Below are 23,826 nucleotides of genomic sequence, written 5' to 3' on the forward strand. Positions count from 1 at the left end.
AGAAGGCGGTACGCACGACACCCGACGCCGTCCGGTCGCCCCAGTCTCGGCGATCCCGAACGGATTGCCCAGCCTAACCAGGGCCTTCGTCCTGACGCCCCGTCCAGCGCGTTGCAGGGTTGCCCCGTTGCGCACAAGCGCACAACTTCTTCATCTCGGCACCACGATTCCTTCCAAGCGGAAGCTGGGGGTACGCTCGTGTCCCACCGCATCTCGCACAGTTTCTGTCGCAAAGCGGAAGGACTTCTGACGGAATCCGTAAGGACTTCCGAACGAGTTCTGTCAGCTGCCGACGGCACATGCCAGGTGGGGTACAACAGGCCGGACCAGCTTTCCACGCAAGGAAACAGAGGCAGAATGGTGAGCGAGGCACTCCATGGCGACCAGTTACTGCAATGCGGTGACACGCGAGCCGACAGTGAAGACCAACTCGCGATCTTGACTGAACTGATCGCGCAAGCCCTTTGCGATCGCAACCCAAACTTCAAGGAAGTCATCGAGCGGGGCGGCCACCAGCAGGTGGCACGGCTGATCGAGGGCGTCCTACGGTCCGGCCGTCCGCTGCCCGAGAAGGTGCGCGCGGTCATGCTGCGCAGCGACACCGACATCCATCTGGTGGCGTCCGCACTGGGCGACTGCCTCGTCAGCGCACCGGACGAGGCGCCGGGGCTGCTGATCCCCGCCGAGCTGGCCGACGGCCGGAACGGACGGGCACGACTGAAGGGCGTCCTGCGCCATCGCGCCGCGGTCGTCGGCCATGCGGTGTCGCCGACGGATGCCGCCGCGTCCGTACGCGCCGCGTCCCGGCTGCTGGACCTGGCGGCGACGCACGACGGCCCGGAAGCCGGCGTGATGTTCGTCGACGACCACCTCTCCTCCCTCGTCCTGCTCCAGGACGAGTCGCTCACCCACACCCTGATCGCCCGCCGCCTGCGCCCGCTCGCGGGGCTGACGCCGGAGCGGTGTGAGCGTCTGGAGGCCACCCTGCTCGCCTGGCTCGGCGGCATGGGGGCTCCGGAGGTGGCGAAGGCGCTCAGCATCCACCCACAGACGGTCCGCTACCGGATGCGCCAGCTGGAGAAGCTGTTCGGCGCCCGCCTCCGGGACCCGCGGACCCGCTTCGAGATCGAGATGGCGCTCCGCACCCGCCAGCTGATGGCCGGCGCCCGCCGACGGCGCGCGGCCGCCACCCGCCGACCGCGCAGCACCACCAAGCCCCGAAAGGCCCTGCCACGCCCCTAGAGGTCCGATGTCATTCGCCCCCGGATTTGGCGAATGTCACACCCTGACCACACCCCCCAAATACGGACAATCCACCCCATAACCTCCGGGGTGTCCGCACCCTGCCCCGTATCGTCGCCGTGACCCAGGAAGCGGGACACCGGCCGGCCCTACGGCCCCGGCGACCCGACGGAGCCGGTCCGCCCGAGGCCGGCCGCCCGGCGGCGCCTCCGATACACAGCGGGACAGGACACCACCTCCATGCACGGATCACGCATATCGCGCTGCGCGCGCCGCGGACTGGCCGCGGCCGTGGCTGCTGGATCGCTGCTCACGGTGCTCACCACGGCGACCCCGGCCTCGGCCGGCTCCGCCAGTGCGCCGGTGGGCCGCTCCGAGGTCGTGTGCACCTCGCAGCAGCCGGGTCTGGCGCCCGAACTGTCCCAGGACCTCGCCGACGCCCTCCACGGGCGGGAGGGCGCCTCGGCACTGGCGATCTACGACCGGCGGACCAGGACCCACTGCGAGTTCCAGGCCGGCGCCCACTTCGACTCGGCGAGTGTGGTGAAGGTCACGGTGCTCGGAGCGCTGCTGCGCAAGGCCCAGGAGACCCGCCATCCGCTGACCCCGCACGAGAAGCGGCTGGCCACCGCCATGATCACCAAGTCGGACAACGAGGCGACCACCAAGCTCTGGCGCCGGGTCGGCCCGGCCGGCATCAAGCACTTCCTGTCCCTGGCCGGGATGCGGCACACCGTCCCGGGCGCGCACGGCGCCTGGGGCCTCACCCAGATCACCGCCGCCGACCAGCTCACCCTGATGAAGCTGCTCAGCACGGACAACCGGGTGCTCACCACCCCCTCCCGCGCCTACGCCCTCGACCTGATGCACCGGGTCGTCGCCGACCAGCGGTGGGGTGTCCCGGCCGGCGCCCCCGGCTCCGCCACCGTGCACGTCAAGAACGGCTGGCTGCCGCGCAAGACCGACGGCTGGCGGGTGAACAGCGTCGGCACCTTCGACGGCCACGGCAACGACTACGGCATGGCCGTCCTCTCCACCGGCAACCACACCATGGACGACGGCGTGGCCGCCGTCGAGCGCGCCGCCCGGGTCATCCACCGCGATCTGACGCACTGACCTCCGGCGGCCCGGCTCATCCCTCCTCCGGGAGGACCGGCTCCCCCGGCCTCCCGTTCGGGAAGATCCGCTTGCCCGGCAGCGCCAGACGGTCACAGCCCCGCCGCTCCGCCTGCTCCCGGGCGAACGCGACCAGCAGCGGCCGCAGTTCACGCCCCGCCGGGCGCCGGCCCTCCGGTGCCCGGGAGCCGCTCACCTCGTAGTGGGCGGACTCGCCGGCGCAGCGGGCGGCGGCGGTGCCGAAGTCCTCGCTCATCACCTGGCCGCCGGGCGGGAAGCCGCGCGGAAGCCGGACGTTGCCGGTGATCAGCGTCCTGAAGGGCTCGTCGGTCCAGTCTCCGTACCAGGCGCTGAGCTCGGCGTACTCCGCCCCCGTGCGGTCGACGAGCGCGCAGCGGGTGATCGCCGCATGGGCGTCGGAGCGCGCGACGACCCGCCAGGGCCCGCCCGCCGGGCTCTCCGGGAGCCGGGTACGGGCCGGCCGGCCGCAGCCGGCGCCGCCCCGCGCCGGGGGCACGGCCTTCGGGTGCAGCGCCGCCCGCTGCGGCAGCGGCAGCCGCGGCGCACCGCAACCGGACCTCTCCGCCGCGCCGTTGGCGGCCGAGACCGCGATCCGCAGGGTGGCCGGGGTGCCCCGCTTCTCGTCCCACCTGCCCGTCACCCGGGTGACCAGCCGCCGTTTGCGGCCGAGGGAGTCCCGGCGCAGATCCGGGCATTCCTGCACGATGTAGTGCCCCAAGTCCCCCTGGAAGCCGGGGATTCCCGCGGGGAAGACGAACCGCGGCACGGTGGGAAGGGCGAACTCACCCTGGAGCCGCCGGTCCACCTCGTCCGGGTCGGAGTCGACCTCTACCAGCAGCGAGAAGTGGTCGTCGGGGGTGTCCACGCCGCACCGCAACCGGCCGTGCGCGAGATCCGCCTCCTCCCTGCCGGCCTTCAGCTGCTCGGCGGGCAGCACATCCGCCAGGTCGTCCGCGGAGAGCAGCCCCGCGCAGACCCGCGAGGCGTACCACCACGGCTGCCACAGCGGCTTCGCGGCGTACCCACCGCCCGCCAGCACGACCAGAACGAGGACGACGGCGACCACCGCCGGCCCGCTCACGACCCGCTTGCGCCACCCCGCTGCCGCCATGGCTCCCCCGACCCCCTCGGTACCGCGGCGGATTCCCCCGAACCCGCGGCAGCACCCTACGCGCCCTGCGCACAGGGGCCGTTGACGGGTCACCGGCGCTCACGGCCCGTCCCGCCCGCCGTTCGACGCGGCGGTAGGACTTTGCACTCCCCCGGGTGACCGGTCCCCCGAACGGCCCCGTACGGGGCGGCGCCGGGATATCAACGCGGCATGAGCGAGCCGGTGCGCCCGGTGGCCCGCCGGGCCTCCGCGCCGCGGGCTCACCGCCCCACCCCGCACTCTGGGAGGAACCCGGTGCCAGGCCGCGTCACAGCAGACCTCAGGGGAGTTCCCGAAACGGCGTTGTGGACGCTCCACCACCGCGCCGCCGAAGCCGCCCGCCCGGACACCGTGCTGCCCGACCCCCGCGCCGTACAGCTCCGCACCGACCTCGTCTTCCCCTTCGAGGAGCGGATGGGCGCCGCCCGTCCCTGGCTGGCGCAGGCCATCGCGCTGCGCGCCCTCGGCTTCGACCGGGTGGTGCGCGCGTTTCTCGCGGACCGGCCGGACGGCACCGTGGTCGCGCTCGGCGAGGGCCTGGAGACCCAGTTCTGGCGGGTGGACAACGGCCGGGCCCGGTGGGTCACCGTCGACCTCAACGGCCCGTTGGCACTGCGCAGGCGGGTGCTCCCCCACGGGGCGCGGCAGCGGCTGGTGGCCTGCGACGTCCGGGACCGCGCGTGGATGGCGGGCATCGATCCCGCGCGGGGTGTGCTGGTGACCGCCCAGGGCCTGCTGATGTATCTGGAGCCCGCGCAGGCCACCCGGCTGATCGCCGACTGCGCCGCTGCGTTCCCCGGCGGCACGATGGTGTTCGACACCGTCTCGCGGCGCTTCAGCGCCCGCACCCGCATCGGCGCGAAGGGGCCGGGCGGCCACCGGCTGCCCCCGATGCCCTGGGGCATGGACGCCGCCGACCGGGGGCACCTGTGGCGGGCCCATCCGGCCATCAGCGAGGTGTCGGAGGTACCGCTCCCCGCGGGCCGCGGCTTCCTCGGCCGTCTCGCACCGCGCGCCGCCGTCGTCCCCCTGCTCCGTACGGACCGCCCGCTCATCACCCGGCTGCGGTTCGGCGCCGCGCCCGCCTCCCTCACGGGTCAGCCCTGACGGTCGCCGGGCACCTCGTCGAGGAAGGTGCGCACCCGTTCCGCGAGCCTGTCCGGGTACTCCCCGTTGAGCGCGTGGGAGGCCTCCGCCCAGATCTCCACAGTGCCCTCGCGCAGGGTGCGGGCGCGGGCCGCGGCCTTCCCCGCGTCGTGCACGATGCTCTTCCCGGCGATGAGCGCGAGCACCGGGACGCCGAGGGAGCGCAGCGCGTCCTCGCCGGGCAGGGCCGGGGCCGGGAAGCAGACTTTGAAGTCCCGCATACCGGAGGCGACCAGCCGGCCCTCGATGTGCTCCGAGGCATTGCCGATCCCGCCCGAGATCCAGCCCAGCAGCCGGTTGCGCAGCCCCTCCGGCATCCCGGGCAGCACACTGCCCAGTGAGACCACGAGCATCTTCCAGGTCAGCGGGGCGAAGGTGTGCGCCGGGTCCAGCGCGATCACCGAGGCGATCCGCTCCGGGCGGTGCAGCGCCACCTGCACCGCCAGCCAGCCCCCGATCGACACCCCCAGCACATGCACCCGCGGCAGCCCGAGCCCGGCGAGCATCTCGTCGATCCAGGCCGCCTGGTCGGCACCGGTGGTCATCGGCGCCGACTGCACACTGCACCCCGGCTCCCCGAGCCCGTCGACGGCGTACACGGGACGTCCGCTCCGCATCAGCCCCGGCAGATTCGTCCGCCACAGCGGGGTGCACGACTGCCGCCCCGGCATCAGGACGAGCGGCACCCCGTCCCCCGTACCGAACCGGTACACCCGCACCGTCCCGTACGAGGTCTCCACGGTCCGCTGCTCATCGGGCTCGGGCAGGGTGTCCATCGCCTCCCGGTACACCGCGGCGAACCGCTCGAACGCCGCCCTGTCCCGGAACGCCCCGATACGCCGCCGCGCCCATTCCGGCCCGATGCGCGGCTCCGGAAAGCTGATCTCCGCCATGGGGCCATCCCATCACGGCCGCCCCCGCCACCGGGCCACCCGGTGGCCCGGCCTCTAACCCATGTTCCTTATCTGGAGGCATATTTGACGTAGCGTCAACTCTTCCCGTGCCGGGAACGGTCGCCGCGCCTTCAGTCCTCGTGCCCCAACTGGAGGTCGCGTTCGGTGCGGCCGCCGCCCGCCACCTGGAGGACGGTGGCCACCGGCGGGTATCCGGCGGCGATCACGGTGTACTCGCCGGCCGACAGGTCCACGAAGCGGAACAGCCCGTCGGGTCCGGTGGTCGCGGTGTCGACGACATTGCCGGCGGCGTCCAGCAGGGTGACCCTGGCGTCCTCGACGGGCCGGCCGCCGCCGGCCCGTACGGTCCCGCGCAGCACCGCGCCACCGGCGAGTTCGATGTCCTGGCGGGTCTCCCGGGAGGCCTGGACGGTCACCGGCAGCGCGGCCGGGCGAAAGGCCGGGGCACTGGAGGCCAGGGTGTACTCGCCGGCCACCAACTCCCCGATGACATAGCCGCCTTCGCGCCCGCTGCGGGTGGTGGCGACGACCTCGCCGCGGACGTCGGTGAGGGTGACCATGGCGTCGCGTACGGGGGTGCCGTCGCCGGTGGTGACGGTGCCGGCGAGCCGCCCCGCGCCGCCGAGTACGACATCCAGCTCCACCGGCCGCTCGCCGACGGTGACGGTCACCGCCTGCGGCTGGTGGCCGCCCGCCGCCGCGATCAGCACATACGCACCGGCGCCGGGGGTGCTCAGCGCATACCGTCCGTCCTCCCCGGTGGCACCGCGGCCGATCTGCCGGCCGGCGACATCGATGAGGGTGAGCGCGGCGCGCGGCACGATGCTGCCGTCGTGGTGCTGGACGGTGCCGCACACCGGGACACCGGCCGCGACAGGGGCATGTGCGTGCCCGGTGGCGGGGTGGCTGTGCGCGCGGGCGTAAGGGGCCGCACAGTCACGGGAGTTGACGGTGGTCTGGTCCGCGGCGGCACGCGCCTGCGGGACGGCGGCGGGGTCGGCCGGGTCGCCGTACGACAGCGGGGACGGGGAGGCCTGCGGAGCAGGAGAGGCGTGGGACACCAGCGGTTTCCCTTTCAGGGAGAAGGCGAGCACGAGGCCCAGGACGAGCACCGGCACGAGAAGGAGGAAAACCCCCGGCACGGCATCGGCGGATGCGACGAGCGGGCTGTCGCGCAGTGCGGCGGGCAGCACACGTGCCAGGTGCGGGGTGAGGGAGTCCGGGTCGGACAGCCCCGCCGACGGCCGGTCACCGAGCCGGTGGATCAGCCGGTCGGCGAGGAGGAGGCCGAAGAGGGCCGCGCCCACGCAGCCGCCGAGCCGCCGGACGGAGCGGGTGGCGCGGGTCGCGGTGCCGGGGCCAGGGCCGGGGGCGGCCGCGCGTACGGAGTTCCGCACGGCGAGCAGCGGCACCGGCAGCACGCATCCGGTGCCGAGACCGAGGAGGCCCGCCCAGAGGCTGTCGACCTCCGGCGCGGTGTCCTGCGGCAGCCGCGTCAGCAGCCACATCGCCACCCCCGCCAGCGCACAGCCCAGGACGGGGAGGCCCCAGCGGTGGCAGGTGCGGCTGAGGTGTCGGCCGGAGACGAGGGAGGCAAGGACGAGGCCGCCCGTGAGGGGCAGCATCAGCAGTCCGGCCCTGGTGGCGGTGGCGCCGTCGGCCCAGCGGAGGAGGGCCGGCAGGGAGCCGGCGGCACCGAAGAGCGCGAGGCCGAGGGCGGCACCGGTCAGCCCGGTGACATGGAAGACCGTGTCACGGAGCCGCCGCAGCGGGAGCAGCGGTTCGGTGGCGAAGTGCTCGACCGTGAGGAACAGCAGGGCGGTGCCGAGCGCTCCGGCGCCGAGGCCGAGGACGACCCGCGAGTGCCAGGCGTGGGTGGTGCCGCCCCAACCGGCCAGCAGGACCAGGCAGCCGGCGCACGCGGCGAGCAGCAGCGCTCCGGCGAGGTCCGGCCTGCCGCGCCGCGCGGGCCGCGGCAGCCTCAGCACGACGGCGAGCAGCAGAAACGTCAGCACACCGAACGGGACGGTGAGGTGGAAAGCCCAGCGCCAGGACGCGTGGTCGGCGCAGCGGCCGCCGAGCAGCGGTCCGGCCGCGGCGGCGAGGCCGAAGGCCGCGGCGGCCAGGCGGAGGGAGCGGCCCCGGGCCCGTGGCGGAACGAGCACGTCGAGGATCGCCAGGCCGCCGATGACCAGTCCGCCGCCGCCGAAGCCCTGGACGGCCCGGAAGGCGATCAGTTCGTCCATGGTCCGGGACCAGCCGGCCAGCGCGGAGCCGACGGTGAAGACGAGGAGGGCGAAGAGGAAGACGGGCTTGCGGCCGAAGTGATCGCCGAGCCTGCCGTGGAGGGGCAGACCGAGCGCCGAGGCGAGCAGCGAGGACGTCACCACCCAGGACGTCGCGCCCGGCCCGGGCAGCTCACCGGCGATCTCCGGGAGCGCGGTGACGACGACGGTCTGGCCGAGGCCCGCGAGCAGCAGCGTGAACAGCAGACCGGCGAAGGCCAGGCGCGGGCGGCGGGGACCGGCCGGCAACGGCGCACCGGGGGCGGGCCGTTCGGGCCCTCCGCTCACGGCCGGGTCCGGTACCGGGGCCGGTACCGGAGCCTGTTCCGTGGACGGCGCCGGGGCCGGACTCTGATCCTGGGCCGGATTCGGGGCCGGAGGCGCGGCGGCCGGTTCCGGTGCCGTTGTCGCACCGGATACGGGCGGACCGGTGTGCCCGACCCGTTCGCTCAGGGTGGTCCCGCCCACGTGCTGCTCCCCTCGTCACGCCTGTTGCCGCCCAAGTTCTCGCATTGGGCGACAACACCGATCAAGCGCGACAAAGGGGTGCGGGCGGGGCGGGACCGGGCGTCAAGTACGGTGCCTGGAGCGCCTCTTGGGCTCCCATCAGGGCTTTCCGTACGGACGCGGCCCGGCGGGCCTTACCCGTCGGCTCACCGGAAACCACCCGAACCGGTGAGTGTGACGGCATGCGTGCCGGGTGACGGAAGTGACCGCCGCTCACTTCTCCACGTGGGTGGCGAGGTTGGCCAGCAGGGCGTCGTAGATCCGGCCGAGCCCCTTGGGGGCGAAGGTCCGCTCGAAGAAGCCGCCGATACCGCCGGCGCCCTGCCAGGTGGTGGTGACGACGACCTTGGCGCGCCCCTCACCGGCCGGGGTGACGACCCAGGTGGTCACCATCGAGGAGTTACGGTCCTTCTCGACGAGCTGGCCGTCGGTCGGCTCGTCGACCTCCAGCAGGCAGTCCCGCACCCGCTTGCTCGTGGCCTGGAGCTTCCAGTGGACGAGGGTGCCCTTGCCGTCGCCGCCTTCGCGGACCTCGTACTCGCTGAAGTGCTCGGGCAGCAGCTGCCGGCGGGTGCCGGTGTAGTCGGCGAGCGCGTCGAACACGTCCTCCGCGTCCGCCGCGATCTCGCGCTGCGTGATGGCCTCGACCTGCGCCATGTGCGTCTTCCTCCAGTAGTCGGCCCTGCCGGTCCTGCGATGCGCCGCCCAGCCAACCACCCCGCGGCGACGCGCCCAAATCCAGGGGCCTCGACCTTGAGGGGAACATCTGTTCTATTATTGCGGAGGGGGGCCCGGCAGGATCAGAAGGAGGCCCGATGCGCTGGAGCAATCTCGGCGACAGCCCGTCCGCGCTGTTCGGCACGGATGTCGTCAGCACGACCATCGACACCCCCGAGTTCCGCGGGATCACCTTCCACGAGGTGCGCGCCCGCTCGATCGTGAACCGTGTCCCGGGCGCCTCCCGGATGCCGTTCGAATGGACCGTGAACCCCTACCGCGGCTGCAGCCATGCCTGCGTCTACTGCTTCGCCCGCAAGACGCACAGCTATCTCGACCTCGACACCGGGGTGGACTTCGACTCGCAGATCGTGGTGAAGGTCAACGCCCCCGAGCTGCTGCGCCGCGAGCTGGCCGGGCACCGCTGGCGCGGCGACCACATAGCGATGGGCACCAACGTCGACTGCTACCAGCGCGCCGAGGGCCGCTACCGCCTGATGCCCGGCATCGTCGCGGCCCTGCGCGACCACGCCAACCCGTTCTCGATCCTCACCAAGGGCACTCTGATCCTGCGCGATCTGCCGCTGCTCCAGCAGGCCGCCGCGGTCACCGACGTCGGCATCTCGGTCTCCGTCGGCTTCCTGGACCACGAGCTGTGGCGCACCGTCGAGCCCGGCACACCCGCCCCGGACCGCCGGCTGGACGTGGTGCGGACCCTCACCGCGCACGGCATCCCGTGCGGTGTGCTGATGGCGCCGGTGATCCCGTTCCTCGGGGACGCACCGGAGCAGCTGCGGGCCACGGTCCGGGCCGTCGCGGAGGCCGGTGCCGGTTCCGTCACCCCGCTGGTGCTGCATCTGCGGCCCGGCGCCCGCGAATGGTTCCTGGCGTGGCTGGAGCGGCACCACCCGCATCTGGTGCGGCGCTACGCGGCGATGTACGCGGACGGCGCCTACGCCCCCAAGTGGTACCAGCGGCGGATCACCCGCCAGGTCCACGAGCTGGCCACCGAGTACGGCATCGGGCCCACCCGGTCCGGCGGGACCCGCAGGATTCCACCACCGGACACCGCCCCCGGCCCGGCCGCCGCCCCCGACGACGCCGCCTCCCCCCAACCCGCGGAACCCACCCAACTGACCCTGATCTGACCCCGACCTCGCCCTGATCCGTCCCCCGGCCAGGAGTGACCGGCACCCGCCGACGGCAAAACCCCTTGACGAGGCTCCTAACCTCTCCGGCATGGATGGGACCGTTGAGCGCACCCCCGCACCGCCGCCGCACCCCGTACGGATACGGGAGATGACCGAGGACGATATCGACGCGGTCTCCGCGGTCCGGGTCCACGGCTGGCAGGCGGCCTACCGCGGGCTGATGCCACAGACGTATCTGGACGCGATGAGCGTGGCGGCCGACGCCGAGCAGCGGCGGTCGTGGTTCGGGCGCCGGTCCCCGGAGGTGTCGGACCTGGTGGCCGAGCGGGACGGCGAGGTCGTCGGCTGGGCCTGCGTCGGTCCGGCCCGCGACCCCGATATCGCCCCGGGAGCCGAGGAGTTGCCCGCGCCCCGGCCGACCGCGGGCGAACTCCTCGCGCTCTATGTGACGCCCGGCCTGATCGGCACCGGCATCGGCCGCGCCCTGCTCTCCGCCGGCACCGCCCGCGCCCGGACGCACGGCTTCCGCACGCTGTACCTCTGGGTGGTACGCGGCAACACCCGCGCCCGGCGCTTCTACGAGCGGGCCGGCTTCACCCCGGACGGCGCCGAGGAGGCGTACGAGGTGGGCGGCAGCAACGTCCCCGAACTGCGCTACCGGCGCTCGCTGCCCCCGGACGGGCCCGGGTTCACAGGGCAATACACCTAGTGCACACAGAACTCGTTCCCCTCCGGGTCCGTCATGATCACCCACTCGCCGGCCGGTTCGCTGATCTCGCTCTGCACCCGGGCGCCGAGGGCGCGGAGGCGCTCGACCTCGCTGACCCGCTCGCCCGCGGGGCCGTGCAGGTCGATATGGAGGCGGTTCTTGGCGGTCTTCTCCTCCGACCGCGGTACGCGGTTGAAGAGCAGCCGGCGCCCCAGCCCCGTGCCGCTCTCCGGGTCGTAGGGGTCGTCGGGGTGGCGCACCGCCGCGGCGTCCCGCCAGGCGCGGCGGTCGTGGTGGGCGATGAGGATCTCGGACGGGATGGCGTCGAGGCCGAGGAGCTTGCCGATGAGGACGCTGTGGTCCTCGACCTCGTAGTGGAGCGCGGCCGCCCAGAAGTCGGCCTGGGCGTGCGGATCGTGGGCGTCGACGACGAGCTTCCAGTGCAGCGGGGTTGCGGTCATGGTTCCCACTTATAGCCTCCGGCACTGACATCCGGCGGCCGGAGCGACCCGGCGGCGTGGTGTCGCGCTGCGGGCCGCCGGGTCCCCGGCCAGGCCCGTCGGCCAGGCCCGTCGGCCGCGGACGATCCGGCTGGCCCGACAGCCGCGCGGCCACCCGCCCGGCCCCGCACCCACCGCCCGGCCGGGGCCCCGGCACCGTTCCGGCAGGGCGGTGGGTGCGCGGCCGTCCCGCCGCTACTCCGCCCCGTCCGCCGTCCCGGCCCCGTCCGCCGCCGTCACGTCCTCGTGCACCCCCAGCCGCGCCAGCGACGCCGCCGCCGCGGCCGCCAGCCGGGGGTGGGTGGCGGCGGTGGTGAGCGCGGGGACGGCGCGCCGGTCGCCGAGGGCGCCCAGGCCCTCGACGCAGGCGAGCGCCACCCGCCAGTAGGGGTTGTGCGGGGTCAGCAGCCGCTCCAGGGTCGCGATCAGCGCCGGGACGGACTGCGGTGCGCGGAGTTCGGCCAGCAGCCGGACCGGATACAGGGCGTAGGCGGTACGCAGCGGGTTGGTGGCGAGCGCGGCCGCGGCGCGGGCGGTGCGGGGGTCGCCGAGCCGTCCCAGCGCGTGTGCGGCGGTGGCGCAGCGCGCCGGGTCGCGGTAGTTCAGTAACAGGACGAGCGTCTCGAAGGCCCGCTTGTCGCCGGCGCAGCCGAGGACGAAGGCGGCGATCTCCCGGGCCCACAGCGGACGTTCGACGGCGACCAGCATCCGGGCCAGTTCCTCGCGGCCGGCCGGGGCGTTCTTGCGGGCCAGTCCCAGCAAGCGTTCGTAGGCGACCAGATCCTGTGGGGAGCGGAGTTCGGCCCGCACCCGGTCGGTCAACTCGTGGAATTCCTCTTCCATTTGCCGCTCCCCTCCCGCCGGGCCGCCCCGGTTCCCGCGACGTGGCCCGCGCCACAGCCTAGTGACCCCCGCTACCCCTGGCGCTCTGGTTACTCACCGGTTAACCTGCTGGAACGAGCAGCACCACTGCTCGGGCGGCCTGGTGACGCAGCCGCCACAGAGTGAAGTCGGTTCGGCACAGCACGACACAGTACGGAGCACACGGCAGGGCCCCGGGACAGGGCTTTCGCCGGGTCTCCCGCACCGCCGGCGCCCCTACGGCGCTGCGGCTCCCCGTGGCTCTCCGCCGCGTTGCCGCCGCTGCGACCGCAGGTCCCGTGTCCGCGCGGATACCCCTCAGTCGTCACTTCTCCCCTGTTCTCGGGGAACACCCTCAGGAGTCTCGCGATGGACCCTCAGTCCACCCCTGATCTCTCAACTCCCGCCTCCTCGCTGTCCCTTTCCACCGTTGCCGTGATCGGCCTCGGCACCATGGGCACCGGCATCGCCGAGGTGCTGACCCGGGCCGGCCGCGAGGTCATCGGTATCGACACCGACGAAGCCGCGGCCCGGCACGCCGTCGCGACCCTCGAAGCCGCCACCGCCCGCGCCGTGCAGCGCGAGCGCCTCACGGAGCAGGAGCGCCAGGACGTCCTGGCCCGCTTCCGCACCTTCACCGATCTCCAGGCAGCCGCGGACGCCGATCTCGTCATCGAGGTCGTGCCCGAGGACTACGAGCTCAAGCGGCAGGTCTTCGCCGCGCTGGACGCGGTGGTCCGGCCCGACACCATCCTGGCCACCGGCACCAACGCGCTGTCCGTGACCCGGCTGGCCGCCGATTCCCAGCGCCCCGAGCGGGTGCTCGGCGTGCACTTCTTCAACCCCGCGCCGGCCATGAAGCTGGTCGAGGTGGTCTCCTCGGTGCTCACCGCGCCGACCGCGGTCACGGCCGTCACCGAACTCGCCCGTGACCTGGGCAAGGACCCGATCGCGGTGGGTGACCGCCCCGGCTTCGTCGCGGACGGCCTGCTGTTCGGCTACCTGAACCAGGCCGCGGCGATGTACGAGTCCAGGTACGCCACCCGCGAGGACATCGACGCCGCCATGAAGCTCGGCTGCGGTCTGCCGATGGGCCCGCTGGCGCTGCTGGACCTGATCGGCGTGGATACCGCCCGTACGGTCCTGGAGGCGATGTACGCCGAGTCCCAGGACCGGCTGCACGCGCCCGCGCCGATCCTGGGCCAGCTGGCCGAGGCGGGCCTGACCGGCCGCAAGGCGGGCCGCGGCTTCTACACCTACGACGCGCCGGGCAGTGCCACGGCCGTGCCGGACGCGGAGAGCCCGGCGGCCGCCGACGAGCAGTCCGGCGGGCGCACGGTCAGCAGCGTCGGCGTGGCCGGTTCCGGGACGATGGCGAGCGGTATCGCCGAGGTCTTCGCCAAGGCGGGCTACAAGGTCGTGCTGGCCGCCCGCAGCCTGGAGAAGGCCGAGAAGGCGAAGGCCAGGATCGCCAAGTCGCTGGGCCGCTCGGTGGACAAGGGCCGGATGAGCGCCGAGGCCCGGGACACCGCGCTGGCGGCGGTCACCCCGGCCGGGTCGCTGGACGCGTTCGCCGACGTCGACCTCGCGGTCGAGGCGGTGGCCGAGGATCTGGCCGTCAAGCAGGAGCTGTTCACGACCCTGGACAAGGTCTGCAAGCCGGGTGCCGTCCTGGCCACCACCACCTCGTCGCTGCCGGTCGTGGCCTGCGCCCGCGCCACCTCGCGCCCGCAGGACGTCATCGGGATGCACTTCTTCAACCCGGCGCCCGCCATGAAGCTGGTCGAGGTGGTCCGTACGGTCCTGACGGCCGACGACGTGCACGCCACCGTGCGGGCGGTGTGCGCCAAGGTCCGCAAGCACCCCGTGGACTGCGGCGACCGGGCCGGGTTCATCGTGAACGCGCTGCTGTTCCCGTACCTGAACAACGCGATCAAGATGGTCGAGGAGCACTACGCGACCCTGGACGACATCGACGCCGCCATGAAGCTCGGCGGCGGCTACCCGATGGGTCCGTTCGAACTCCTCGACGTGGTCGGCCTGGACGTGTCCCTGGCCATCGAGAAGGTGCTGCACGCGGAGTTCCGCGACCCGGGGCTGGCCCCGTCGCCGCTGCTGGAGCATCTCGTCGCCGCCGGCTGCCTCGGCCGCAAGACCGGCCGCGGCTTCCGTGAGTACGCCCGGCGCTGAGGCGTGGCGGCACCCCCGCCCGGCGGGGGGAGGATGGGGTGGACTGCTGGAACCCGACGGCGGTCCACCCCCGCTCACCGGGGCGGAGGTGGCACCTCATGCCGCAGGTCGCGTAAATATGCAGTACCGTCCCCACATGTCCCAGCCCGCTCGTACGCAGTCCGCCGACCCCGACACCGCGACTCCCGGTACCCGCCGGGCAGCCGCACAACGGCTCAAAATGCGCCGTGAATTGTCGGCCGCGGCGATGGAGCTGTTCGCGACCAAGGGCTACGAGGCGACGACGGTCGATGAGATCGCGGCCGCCGCGGGCGTCGCCCGGCGGACCTTCTTCCGCCACTTCCGTTCCAAGGAAGAGGCGATCTTCCCCGACCACGACGACACCCTCGTCCGCGCGGAGGCCGTCCTGGACGCCGCCCCGCCGCACGAGAACCCGCTCGACACGGTCTGCCGCGGCATCAAGGAGGTCATGCGGATGTACGCGGCCTCCCCCGCTGTCGCGGTGGCCCGCTACCGCCTGACCCGTGAGGTCCCGACGCTGCGCGAGGCCGAGATCGCCTCGGTGGCCCGCTACGAGCGGCTGTTCACCCGCTATCTCCTGGGCCACTTCGACGAGGGCGCGCACCGCGAGGGCGACGACGACCCGCTGCTCGCCGAGGTCGCGGCGTCCGCCGTGGTCACCGCGCACAACCACGTGCTGCGGCGCTGGCTGCGGGCCGGCGCGGAGGGCGATGTCGAGGCCCAGCTGGACCACGCCTTCGAGATCGTCCGGGAGACCTTCGGCGCCGGTATCGGCGCGGGCCGCACCGGCAGCGACGAGACCCCCTCGGCATCCGTCTCCCGCGAGGGCGAGGTGCTGGTGGCGGTGGCCCGTACGGACGCCCCGCTGGACGAGGTCATGCGCACCATCCGCAAGGCGATCAAAGAGCGCAAGTAACGGCCCTCGGGCCGGATCAGGGCACAGCGCGGCCCGGCGCCCTTGGGCGGACCGGGCCGCGACCTGAATGGCGTAACCCCCGCACTGTGCACTCTCCGCACATCTTCCCTCTCTTTGCGTCACCTCCAGGCCTCCCATCGGCCTTCTTTTGCTCATGCGTGCCGACCAGATGACATCTGAGAGAAATTCTTGGCACTCAGTGTCTTGTCGACTGGCACGCGGTGTCATACGTTGAGGGTGTCCGGGCGGCCGGCGTGCTGAGAACCCACGCGCGCCGGCTGTCCCACCAGCCCCATGTGGCTGTCCGCCCGGATGCCTGCGTCACAGGCACTTCCCAGCAGCCGCTGGGCACCGCGCTCACCAAGCGCTGCCAGGCACCGCGGCCGACGGCTCTGCGACCCCCGCAGAGGCGACGGCAACGGCGCCACCCCCGGCCGAACCGACGGCACCACCTCCCGCACCACCCCGACGTTCCCTCAAGCCGTTTCCCCGACGCGCTTCGCCGGAGGCACCCCGTGAACGAAATCCTGGACGCAATCCTCGCGCCTGACACCACCAGCGCCGACTTCGCCGGCCTGACCATCCCCGAGTCCTACCGCGCGGTGACCGTGCACAAGGACGAGGCCGAGATGTTCGCCGGCCTCGACAGCAAGGAGAAGGACCCCCGCAAGTCGCTGCACGTCGACGAGGTGCCGGTGCCCGAGCTGGGCCCGGGCGAGGCGCTGGTGGCCGTCATGGCCTCCTCCGTGAACTACAACTCCGTGTGGACCTCGATCTTCGAGCCGGTGTCGACGTTCGGGTTCCTGGAGCGCTACGGCAAGCTCTCCCCGCTCACCAAGCGGCACGACCTCCCGTACCACGTCATCGGTTCCGACCTGGCCGGCGTGGTCCTGCGCACCGGGCCCGGCGTCAACGCCTGGGGCCCCGGCGACGAGGTCGTCGCGCACTGCCTGTCCGTCGAGCTGGAGTCCTCCGACGGCCACAACGACACGATGCTCGACCCCGAGCAGCGCATCTGGGGCTTCGAGACCAACTTCGGCGGCCTGGCCGAGATCGCGCTGGTCAAGTCGAACCAGCTGATGCCCAAGCCCCAGCACCTGAGCTGGGAGGAGGCGGCGTCGCCCGGTCTGGTCAACTCGACCGCCTACCGCCAGCTCGTCTCGCAGAACGGCGCCGGGATGAAGCAGGGCGACAACGTCCTGATCTGGGGCGCCAGCGGCGGACTCGGCTCGTACGCCACCCAGTTCGCGCTGGCCGGCGGCGCCAACCCGATCTGCGTGGTCTCCTCCGAGCAGAAGGCGGAGATCTGCCGGAAGATGGGCGCCGAGGCGATCATCGACCGCAACGCCGAGGGCTACAAGTTCTGGAAGGACGAGCACAACCAGGACCCCAAGGAGTGGAAGCGCTTCGGCAAGCGCATCCGCGAGCTGACCGGCGGCGAGGACGTGGACATCGTCTTCGAGCACCCCGGCCGGGAGACCTTCGGCGCGTCCGTCTACGTCACGCGCAAGGGCGGCACCATCGTCACCTGCGCCTCCACCTCGGGCTACAACCACCAGTACGACAACCGCTACCTGTGGATGTCGCTGAAGCGGATCGTCGGCTCGCACTTCGCCAACTACCGCGAGGCGTGGGAGGCCAACCGCCTGATCGCCAAGGGCAAGATCCACCCGACTCTCTCGAAGACGTACTCCCTCGAAGAGACCGGACAGGCGGCGTACGACGTGCACCGCAACCTCCACCAGGGCAAGGTCGGCGTGCTGGCACTGGCCCCCGAGGAGGGGATGGGCGTGCGCGACGAAGAAATGCGCGCCAAGCACCTCGACGCCATCAACCGGTTCCGGAACGTCTGAGGCAACCCGGACATTCGGAACCACGAGGATACGGGCCTGATATGACTGAGCGTCAGAAGGATCGTCCGTGGCTGATGCGGACCTACGCCGGCCACTCCACCGCTGAGGCGTCCAACGAGCTGTACCGACGCAACCTCGCCAAGGGCCAGACCGGCCTGTCGGTCGCGTTCGACCTCCCGACGCAGACCGGTTATGACCCCGACCACATCCTCGCCCGCGGCGAGGTCGGCCGGGTCGGGGTCCCCGTGTCCCACCTCGGTGACATGCGACGGCTGTTCCAGGACATCCCCCTGGACCAGATGAACACCTCGATGACCATCAACGCGACGGCCATGTGGCTGCTGGCGCTGTACGAGGTGGTCGCCGAGGAGCAGGGTGCCGACATCTCCAAGCTGTCGGGGACGACGCAGAACGACATCGTCAAGGAGTACCTGTCGCGCGGGACGCACGTCTTCCCGCCGGGACCCTCGCTGCGGCTCACCACCGACATGATCACGTACACGGTGGCGCACATCCCGAAGTGGAACCCGATCAACATCTGCAGCTACCACCTGCAGGAGGCGGGCGCCACGCCGGTCCAGGAGATCGCGTACGCGATGTCCACCGCGATCGCGGTGCTGGACGCGGTGCGGGACTCCGGGCAGGTACCGCCGGAGAAGTTCGGCGATGTCGTGGCTCGTATCTCGTTCTTCGTGAACGCCGGCGTCCGGTTCGTCGAGGAGATGTGCAAGATGCGCGCCTTCGGCCGCATCTGGGACAAGATCACCCGCGAGCGCTACGGCATCGAGAACGACAAGCAGCGCCGGTTCCGCTACGGCGTCCAGGTCAACTCACTCGGCCTGACCGAGGCGCAGCCGGAGAACAACGTCCAGCGGATCGTCCTGGAGATGCTGGCCGTCACGCTCTCCAAGGACGCCCGCGCCCGCGCGGTGCAACTCCCCGCCTGGAACGAGGCGTTGGGGCTGCCGCGCCCCTGGGACCAGCAGTGGTCCCTGCGTATCCAGCAGGTCCTCGCGCACGAGAGCGATCTGCTGGAGTACGAGGACATCTTCGCCGGCTCGCATGTCATCGAGGCCAAGGTGGACGCCCTGGTCACCGAGTGCCTCACCGAGATCGAGCGGATTCAGGAGATGGGCGGCGCGATGGCCGCCGTCGAGTCCGGCTACCTCAAGTCGCAGCTGGTCTCCGCGCACGCCGAGCGGCGGGCCCGGATCGAGGCCGGCGAGGAGAAGATCGTCGGCGTCAACTGCTTCGAGGGCACCGAGCCCAACCCGCTCACCGCGGACCTCGACACGGCGATCATGACCGTCGACCCGGCCAACGAGGCACGTGTCGTCCAGGCGCTGCACGAGTGGCGGGACAACCGCGACGAGTCCCGCGCCCAGGATGCCCTGTCGGGCCTGAAGAAGACCGCGGCCGGCGACGGCAACCTCTTCGCGGCCACCCTGGAGTGCGCACGCGCCGGTGTGACGACCGGTGAGTGGGCCTGGGCGCTGCGGGACGTCTTCGGCGAGTTCCGGGCCCCCACGGGCGTCTCCAGCGCTCCCCTGGCGGTCGCCGCCGAGGCGGGCAGCCCGCTTGCCGAGGTCCGCGAGAAGGTAGCCAAGACCGCGGCGGAGCTGGGCAGCGGCAAGCTGCGGCTGCTGGTCGGCAAGCCCGGCCTGGACGGGCACAGCAACGGCGCCGAGCAGATCGCCGTACGCGCCCGGGACGCCGGCTTCGAGGTGATCTACCAGGGCATCCGGCTCACCCCGGAGCAGATCGTCTCGGCCGCGGTCGCCGAGGACGTGCACTGCGTGGGGCTGTCGATCCTGTCCGGCTCGCACGCCGAGCTGGTGCCGGACGTCCTGGCCCGGCTGCGCCGCACCGGTGTCGACGACATGCCGGTCATCGTCGGCGGCATCATTCCCTCCGCCGATGCGGCAGCCCTCCGGGAAGCCGGAGTGGCGGCCGTGTTCACCCCCAAGGACTTCGGTATTACGGAGATCATCGGCCGTATCGTCGACGAGATCCGGAAAGCGAACCAGCTCGACCCCCTGGAGGTCCCCGCATGACCCAGGCGAACCGCCCGCCCGGCGGCCGGCCGCGGCGCTCCTGCCTCGCGGTCCCCGGCAGCAACCCGCGCTTCCTGGAGAAGGCCCAGGGCCTCCCGGCGGACCAGGTCTTCCTGGACCTGGAGGACGCCTGCGCGCCGCTCGCCAAGGAGGGCGCCCGGCACCACATCGTCGAGGCGCTGAACGAGGGCGACTGGACCGGCAAGACCCGGGTCGTACGGGTCAACGACTGGACCACGCACTGGACCTACCGGGACGTCATCACGGTCGTCGAGGGCGCGGGCCAGAACCTCGACTGCATCATGCTGCCGAAGGTCCAGGACGCCCAGCAGATCGTGGCGCTGGACCTGCTGCTGACGCAGATCGAGAAGACCATGGGCTTCGAGGCCGGCCGGATCGGCATCGAGGCGCAGATCGAGAACGCCAAGGGTCTGGTGAACGTCGACGCGATCGCCGGCGCGTCGCCGCGCCTGGAGACCATCATCTTCGGCCCGGCCGACTTCATGGCGTCCATCAACATGAAGTCCCTGGTGGTCGGCGAGCAGCCGCCCGGCTATGGGGCGGACGCGTATCACTACATTCTGATGCGCATTCTGATGGCGGCACGCACCTACGATCTGCAGGCGATCGATGGACCGTACCTTCAGATCAAGAATGTTGACGGCTATCGCGAGGTCGCCGGGCGCGCCGCCGCCCTCGGCTTCGACGGCAAGTGGGTCCTCCACCCGGGCCAGGTCGAGGCCGCCAACGAGGTGTTCTCGCCCTCCCAGGAGGATTACGACCACGCCGAGCTGATCCTGGACGCCTACGAGTGGCACACCTCGGAGGCGGGCGGAGCCAAGGGTTCCGCGATGCTCGGCGACGAGATGATCGATGAGGCGAGCCGGAAGATGGCACTGGTCGTCGCCGGCAAGGGCCGGGCCGCCGGCATGATCCGCACATCCAAGTTCGAGGCCCCGGAGGCATAAGCGCGATGCAGTTCGGCCGCACCTACGAAGAGTTCACCGTCGGCGATGTGTACAAGCACTGGCCCGGGAAAACCGTCACCGAATACGACGACCACCTCTTCTGCCTGCTCACGATGAACCACCACCCGCTGCACATGGACAGCAACTACGCGGAGCAGACGACCGACTTCGGAAAGAACGTCGTCGTCGGGAACTACATCTACTCCCTGCTGCTGGGCATGTCGGTGCCCGATGTCTCCGGAAAGGCCATCGCCAATCTGGAGATCGAGTCGCTGAGGCACGTGGCGCCCACCTTCCACGGCGACACCCTCTACGGCGAGACGACGGTGCTCGACAAGACCCCGTCGAAGTCCAAGTCCGACCGCGGCATCGTGTACGTCGAGACCAAGGGCTACAAGCAGGACGGCACCCTGGTCTGCGTCTTCCGGCGCAAGGTCATGGTCCCCACGGCCACCTACATCAAGGAGCGCGGCGGCGAGCAGCCCGGCCGCCCGGAGCTGCAGGCCCCGCCGGCCAAGAAGGAGAAGTAGCCATGACCCGACTCGCGCAGACCGAGGGCCTGACCGACATTCAGCAGGAAATCCTCTCCACCGTCCGCGATTTCGTGGACAAGGAGATCATTCCGGTCGCCACGGAACTGGAGCACCGCGACGAGTACCCGTCGCAGATCGTCGAGGGCCTCAAGGAACTCGGCGTGTTCGGCCTGATGATCCCCGAGGAGTACGGCGGTCTGGGTGAGTCCCTGCTCACCTACGCGCTCACCGTCGAGGAGATCGCCCGCGGCTGGATGAGCGTCTCCGGCATCATCAACACCCACTTCATCGTGGCGTACATGCTCAAGCAGCACGGCACGCAGGAGCAGAAGGACTACTTCCTCCCGAAGATGGCGGCCGGTGAGATCCGGGGCGCCTTCTCCATGTCGGAGCCCGCACTGGGATCGGATGTTTCGGCCATTTCTTCCAAGGGCGTGCGGGACGGCGACGAGTACGTCCTCAACGGCCAGAAGATGTGGCTCACCAACGGCGGTTCGTCCACGCTCGTCGCGGTCCTGTGCCGTACGGACGAGGGCCACCCGGAGGGCACCGCGCCGCACAAGTCGATGACGACCTTCCTCGTGGAGAAGGAGGCCGGCTTCGGTGAGGTGCGGCCCGGCCTGACCATTCCGGGCAAGATCGACAAGATGGGCTACAAGGGTGTCGACACCACCGAGCTGATCATGGACGGGCTGCGCATCCCGGCCGATCGCGTGCTCGGCGGCGAGACCGGACGTGGCTTCTATCACATGATGGACGGCGTCGAGGTCGGCCGGGTGAACGTCGCCGCGCGCGGCTGCGGTGTCGCACAGCGCGCCTTCGAACTGGGTGTTTCGTACGCCCAGCAGCGCCACACCTTCGGCAAGCCGATCGCCCAGCACCAGGCCATCCAGTTCAAACTGGCGGAAATGGCGACAAAGGTCGAAGCCGCCCATGCCATGATGGTTAACGCCGCTCGCAAAAAGGACTCGGGCCAGCGAAACGACCTCGAGGCGGGCATGGCGAAGTACCTGGCCTCCGAGTACTGCAAGGAGGTGGTGGAGGACGCGTTCCGCATCCACGGTGGCTACGGCTTCTCGAAGGAGTACGAGATCGAGCGCCTCTACCGCGAGGCCCCGATGCTCCTGATCGGTGAAGGTACGGCCGAGATCCAGAAAATGATCATTGGGCGACGGCTACTGGAGGAGTACCGAATCCAGGGGTGAAAGCCCCGTTTGGGCCCTTTTGGTCTAGACAAAGATCACACCCCGTCATCGTTCTTCGGCCACGGATTGGCTCTGGCTCTTGGCCAGTTGCCGCTCGTAACCGATAGCATCCATGGAAAGCCGCCGTCCCCCGTATCCATAAGCGGCATCCTCCGCTACGAAGGTCATCCATGCCCCACAGCCAATCTCCTGCACCACGCGGTCGCGTCCGCCTCGCGCGCGGAGCGTCGCCGTGGCTCCTGCCGACCGTTGCCACGGCAGCGGTCAGCCTCGCCCGGTCCCGCCGGTCGGGTCGCTGGGCCGCCGTTGCCGTGCCCACCACCGCACTGGCGGCGGGCATGCTGTGGTTCTTCCGCGACCCCGAGCGGGAGATCGCTCAGGGGCGGGTCATCTCTCCGGCCGACGGCGTGGTGCAGAGCATCATGCCGTGGAAGGACGGACGGACCCGCGTCGCGATCTTCATGAGCCCGCTGAACGTTCACGTCAACCGTGCGCCGCTGGCCGGCACGGTGACGTCCGTGGAGCACATCCCCGGCGGATTCGTTCCGGCGTTCAACAAGGAGAGCGAGAACAACGAGCGGGTGGTCTGGCACTTCGACACCGAGCTCGGCGACATCGAGATGGTGCAGATCGCCGGGGCGGTCGCCCGCCGCATCGTCCCGTACGTGCCCCAGGGCACCAAGGTCGAGCAGGGTGAGCGGATCGGACTGATCCGCTTCGGCTCGCGGGTCGACGTGTACCTCCCGGAGGGCGTCGAGGCGGCGGTCGAGGTCGGCCAGGCCACTACCGCGGGGGTGACTCGCCTTGACCGTGATTGATCCGGAAACACAGGCCGGCTGGGCGCCGGAGACCGACGAGGACGAGGACGACATGCCGCTGTCCACGCGGCTGTCAATAGCGGACACCCTCACCCTCGGCAACGCGATCTGCGGCTTCATGGCCGTGTACTTCACCACCACCGGCGTCCTCATCCCGCACCTGACGGGCAACGAGGACGGCGGGATGGCCCGGCACAGCGCGGCGATGGCCGTGATCCTGATGCTGCTCGCGTCGGTCTTCGACCTCTTCGACGGGCTGGTGGCACGCAAGCTGCGGGCCTCGGCGATGGGGGCCGAGCTCGACAACCTCTCCGACCTGATCAGCTTCGGCCTGGCGCCCGCGTACTTCGTCGTGACCTGGGGCATGGTCGCCCAGGACGCGCACCAGCGGGTGTCGGTCGTCGCGGCGGTGGTGGTGCTGCTGGCGGTGGTGCTCCGGCTGGCGCGCTTCTCCTGTGTCACGCTGCGTGACGGGATCTTCCAGGGCATGCCGAGCCCGTTCGGCGCCCTGACCGTCGTCGCCATCGTGCTGCTGGAGCTGCCGTTCCTGCCGACGCTGCTGGCGATCATCGGGGTGGCCTGGCTGATGGTGAGCCGGGTCGAGTACCCCAAGCCGCAGGGCCGCCTCGCGGTGGCGATGCTCAGCTGGATCGTGCTCAGCATGGGCATGCTCGCCGCCTGGGCGCTGGACGCCCCCGGCGGTCAGCTGCTGCTGCAGACCGGCTGCTCCCTCCAGGTGGTCATGGGCGCGATGATCCCGCTGTTCGCGACCGCCCGGCGGGTCAACACCTTCCGCGACAACCGCAAGGAGTCGCGCGCGGAGTCCCGCGCCGCACAGCTTCCCTAGCGGTACGCAGCACAACGCCGCGGGCCCCGAGCGAAGATTCGCTCGGTGCACGGCCGCCAGCTTCCGGGGGAAGAACCCGGTCTCGGCGAGGTTGGTGACCAT

20 protein-coding genes are annotated in these 23,826 nt (G+C 71.4%); 14 read left to right on the forward strand and 6 right to left on the reverse strand.

The window, feature by feature from the left end; genetic code table 11:
• Nucleotides 1–438: 438 nt before the first annotated feature.
• Together ACGFN2_RS21950 and ACGFN2_RS21955 are read left to right on the forward strand one after the other, a co-directional pair.
• Complete coding sequence (locus tag ACGFN2_RS21950; RefSeq protein WP_362601231.1) at nucleotides 439–1,242, forward strand: helix-turn-helix domain-containing protein; 804 nt, start codon at nucleotides 439–441, stop codon at nucleotides 1,240–1,242.
• Nucleotides 1,243–1,482: 240 nt separating this feature from the next.
• Nucleotides 1,483–2,358: a serine hydrolase gene (locus ACGFN2_RS21955; RefSeq protein WP_393362900.1), complete on the forward strand. Its 876-nt coding sequence runs from the start codon at nucleotides 1,483–1,485 to the stop codon at nucleotides 2,356–2,358.
• Nucleotides 2,359–2,374: 16 nt separating this feature from the next.
• Here the strand turns inward: ACGFN2_RS21955 and ACGFN2_RS21960 are convergent, their stop codons facing one another.
• The gene (locus ACGFN2_RS21960) at nucleotides 2,375–3,490 is read right to left on the reverse strand and encodes a hypothetical protein (protein WP_393362903.1); all 1,116 of its coding nucleotides are present in this window, start codon (nucleotides 3,488–3,490) and stop codon (nucleotides 2,375–2,377) included.
• Nucleotides 3,491–3,784: 294 nt separating this feature from the next.
• On the opposite strand from ACGFN2_RS21960, the gene ACGFN2_RS21965 reads away from it, so the two are divergent.
• Nucleotides 3,785–4,636 carry a class I SAM-dependent methyltransferase gene (locus ACGFN2_RS21965; protein WP_362601240.1) on the forward strand — a complete coding sequence of 284 codons (852 nt, stop codon included), beginning with the start codon at nucleotides 3,785–3,787 and terminating at the stop codon, nucleotides 4,634–4,636.
• Here the strand turns inward: ACGFN2_RS21965 and ACGFN2_RS21970 are convergent.
• From ACGFN2_RS21970 to ACGFN2_RS21980, 3 genes are all read right to left on the reverse strand, one after another.
• Entirely contained in the window at nucleotides 4,627–5,568 is a 942-nt protein-coding gene (locus tag ACGFN2_RS21970) for an alpha/beta fold hydrolase (protein WP_393362906.1), read from the reverse strand. The two genes, ACGFN2_RS21965 and ACGFN2_RS21970, sit on opposite strands and share 10 nt — an antisense overlap.
• 131 nt (nucleotides 5,569–5,699) lie before the next feature.
• Nucleotides 5,700–8,342 (reverse strand): MFS transporter, encoded by a 2,643-nt coding sequence (locus tag ACGFN2_RS21975; RefSeq protein ID WP_393362909.1) that lies wholly within the window; start codon nucleotides 8,340–8,342, stop codon nucleotides 5,700–5,702.
• Between the two features lie 252 nt (nucleotides 8,343–8,594).
• Nucleotides 8,595–9,038 carry an SRPBCC family protein gene (locus ACGFN2_RS21980; RefSeq protein ID WP_393362912.1) on the reverse strand — a complete coding sequence of 148 codons (444 nt, stop codon included), beginning with the start codon at nucleotides 9,036–9,038 and terminating at the stop codon, nucleotides 8,595–8,597.
• Between the two features lie 158 nt (nucleotides 9,039–9,196).
• Here ACGFN2_RS21980 and ACGFN2_RS21985 point away from each other — a divergent pair, with 158 nt between their 5' ends.
• Together ACGFN2_RS21985 and ACGFN2_RS21990 are read left to right on the forward strand one after the other, a co-directional pair.
• Nucleotides 9,197–10,246, forward strand: coding sequence for an Rv2578c family radical SAM protein (locus ACGFN2_RS21985; RefSeq protein WP_393362915.1), 1,050 nt, complete (start codon nucleotides 9,197–9,199; stop codon nucleotides 10,244–10,246).
• A gap of 151 nt (nucleotides 10,247–10,397) precedes the next feature.
• Entirely contained in the window at nucleotides 10,398–10,958 is a 561-nt protein-coding gene (locus tag ACGFN2_RS21990) for a GNAT family N-acetyltransferase (protein ID WP_393363053.1), read from the forward strand.
• Here the strand turns inward: ACGFN2_RS21990 and ACGFN2_RS21995 are convergent.
• Entirely contained in the window at nucleotides 10,955–11,419 is a 465-nt protein-coding gene (locus ACGFN2_RS21995; RefSeq protein ID WP_362601257.1) for a VOC family protein, read from the reverse strand. The two genes, ACGFN2_RS21990 and ACGFN2_RS21995, sit on opposite strands and share 4 nt — an antisense overlap.
• Nucleotides 11,420–11,653: 234 nt before the next feature.
• Nucleotides 11,654–12,301, reverse strand: coding sequence for a HEAT repeat domain-containing protein (locus ACGFN2_RS22000; RefSeq protein WP_362601260.1), 648 nt, complete (start codon nucleotides 12,299–12,301; stop codon nucleotides 11,654–11,656).
• 387 nt (nucleotides 12,302–12,688) lie between these two features.
• Between ACGFN2_RS22000 and ACGFN2_RS22005 the strand changes: the two genes are divergently transcribed.
• The 9 genes from ACGFN2_RS22005 to pssA all read left to right on the forward strand — a co-directional run bounded on the left by ACGFN2_RS22005 (nucleotide 12,689) and on the right by pssA (nucleotide 23,724).
• Entirely contained in the window at nucleotides 12,689–14,509 is a 1,821-nt protein-coding gene (locus ACGFN2_RS22005) for a 3-hydroxybutyryl-CoA dehydrogenase (protein ID WP_362601263.1), read from the forward strand.
• Between the two features lie 136 nt (nucleotides 14,510–14,645).
• Nucleotides 14,646–15,446, forward strand: a complete 801-nt coding sequence (locus tag ACGFN2_RS22010; RefSeq protein WP_362601265.1) for a TetR family transcriptional regulator — start codon at nucleotides 14,646–14,648, stop codon at nucleotides 15,444–15,446.
• 515 nt (nucleotides 15,447–15,961) lie between these two features.
• The gene (gene ccrA / locus ACGFN2_RS22015; RefSeq protein ID WP_393362921.1) at nucleotides 15,962–17,299 is read left to right on the forward strand and encodes a crotonyl-CoA carboxylase/reductase; all 1,338 of its coding nucleotides are present in this window, start codon (nucleotides 15,962–15,964) and stop codon (nucleotides 17,297–17,299) included.
• 41 nt (nucleotides 17,300–17,340) lie between these two features.
• Complete coding sequence (locus ACGFN2_RS22020) at nucleotides 17,341–19,353, forward strand: protein meaA (protein WP_362601270.1); 2,013 nt, start codon at nucleotides 17,341–17,343, stop codon at nucleotides 19,351–19,353.
• Entirely contained in the window at nucleotides 19,350–20,321 is a 972-nt protein-coding gene (locus ACGFN2_RS22025; RefSeq protein ID WP_362601273.1) for a CoA ester lyase, read from the forward strand. Before ACGFN2_RS22020 ends, ACGFN2_RS22025 begins: the two co-directional genes overlap by 4 nt.
• Before the next feature lie 5 nt (nucleotides 20,322–20,326).
• Nucleotides 20,327–20,851 (forward strand): MaoC family dehydratase, encoded by a 525-nt coding sequence (locus tag ACGFN2_RS22030; RefSeq protein ID WP_362601276.1) that lies wholly within the window; start codon nucleotides 20,327–20,329, stop codon nucleotides 20,849–20,851.
• A gap of 2 nt (nucleotides 20,852–20,853) precedes the next feature.
• A complete protein-coding gene (locus ACGFN2_RS22035) occupies nucleotides 20,854–22,059 on the forward strand; it encodes an acyl-CoA dehydrogenase family protein (protein ID WP_018090464.1) in 1,206 nt (401 codons plus the stop codon).
• 170 nt (nucleotides 22,060–22,229) lie between these two features.
• The gene (locus ACGFN2_RS22040; protein ID WP_362601279.1) at nucleotides 22,230–22,877 is read left to right on the forward strand and encodes a phosphatidylserine decarboxylase; all 648 of its coding nucleotides are present in this window, start codon (nucleotides 22,230–22,232) and stop codon (nucleotides 22,875–22,877) included.
• Entirely contained in the window at nucleotides 22,864–23,724 is an 861-nt protein-coding gene (gene pssA, locus ACGFN2_RS22045) for a CDP-diacylglycerol--serine O-phosphatidyltransferase (RefSeq protein ID WP_362601281.1), read from the forward strand. The genes ACGFN2_RS22040 and pssA overlap by 14 nt, the downstream gene beginning before the upstream one ends.
• The last annotated feature ends 102 nt before the right edge of the window (nucleotides 23,725–23,826 follow it).

This window comes from Streptomyces sp. NPDC048612 (genome assembly GCF_043199295.1).
Lineage (GTDB): Bacteria > Actinomycetota > Actinomycetes > Streptomycetales > Streptomycetaceae > Streptomyces.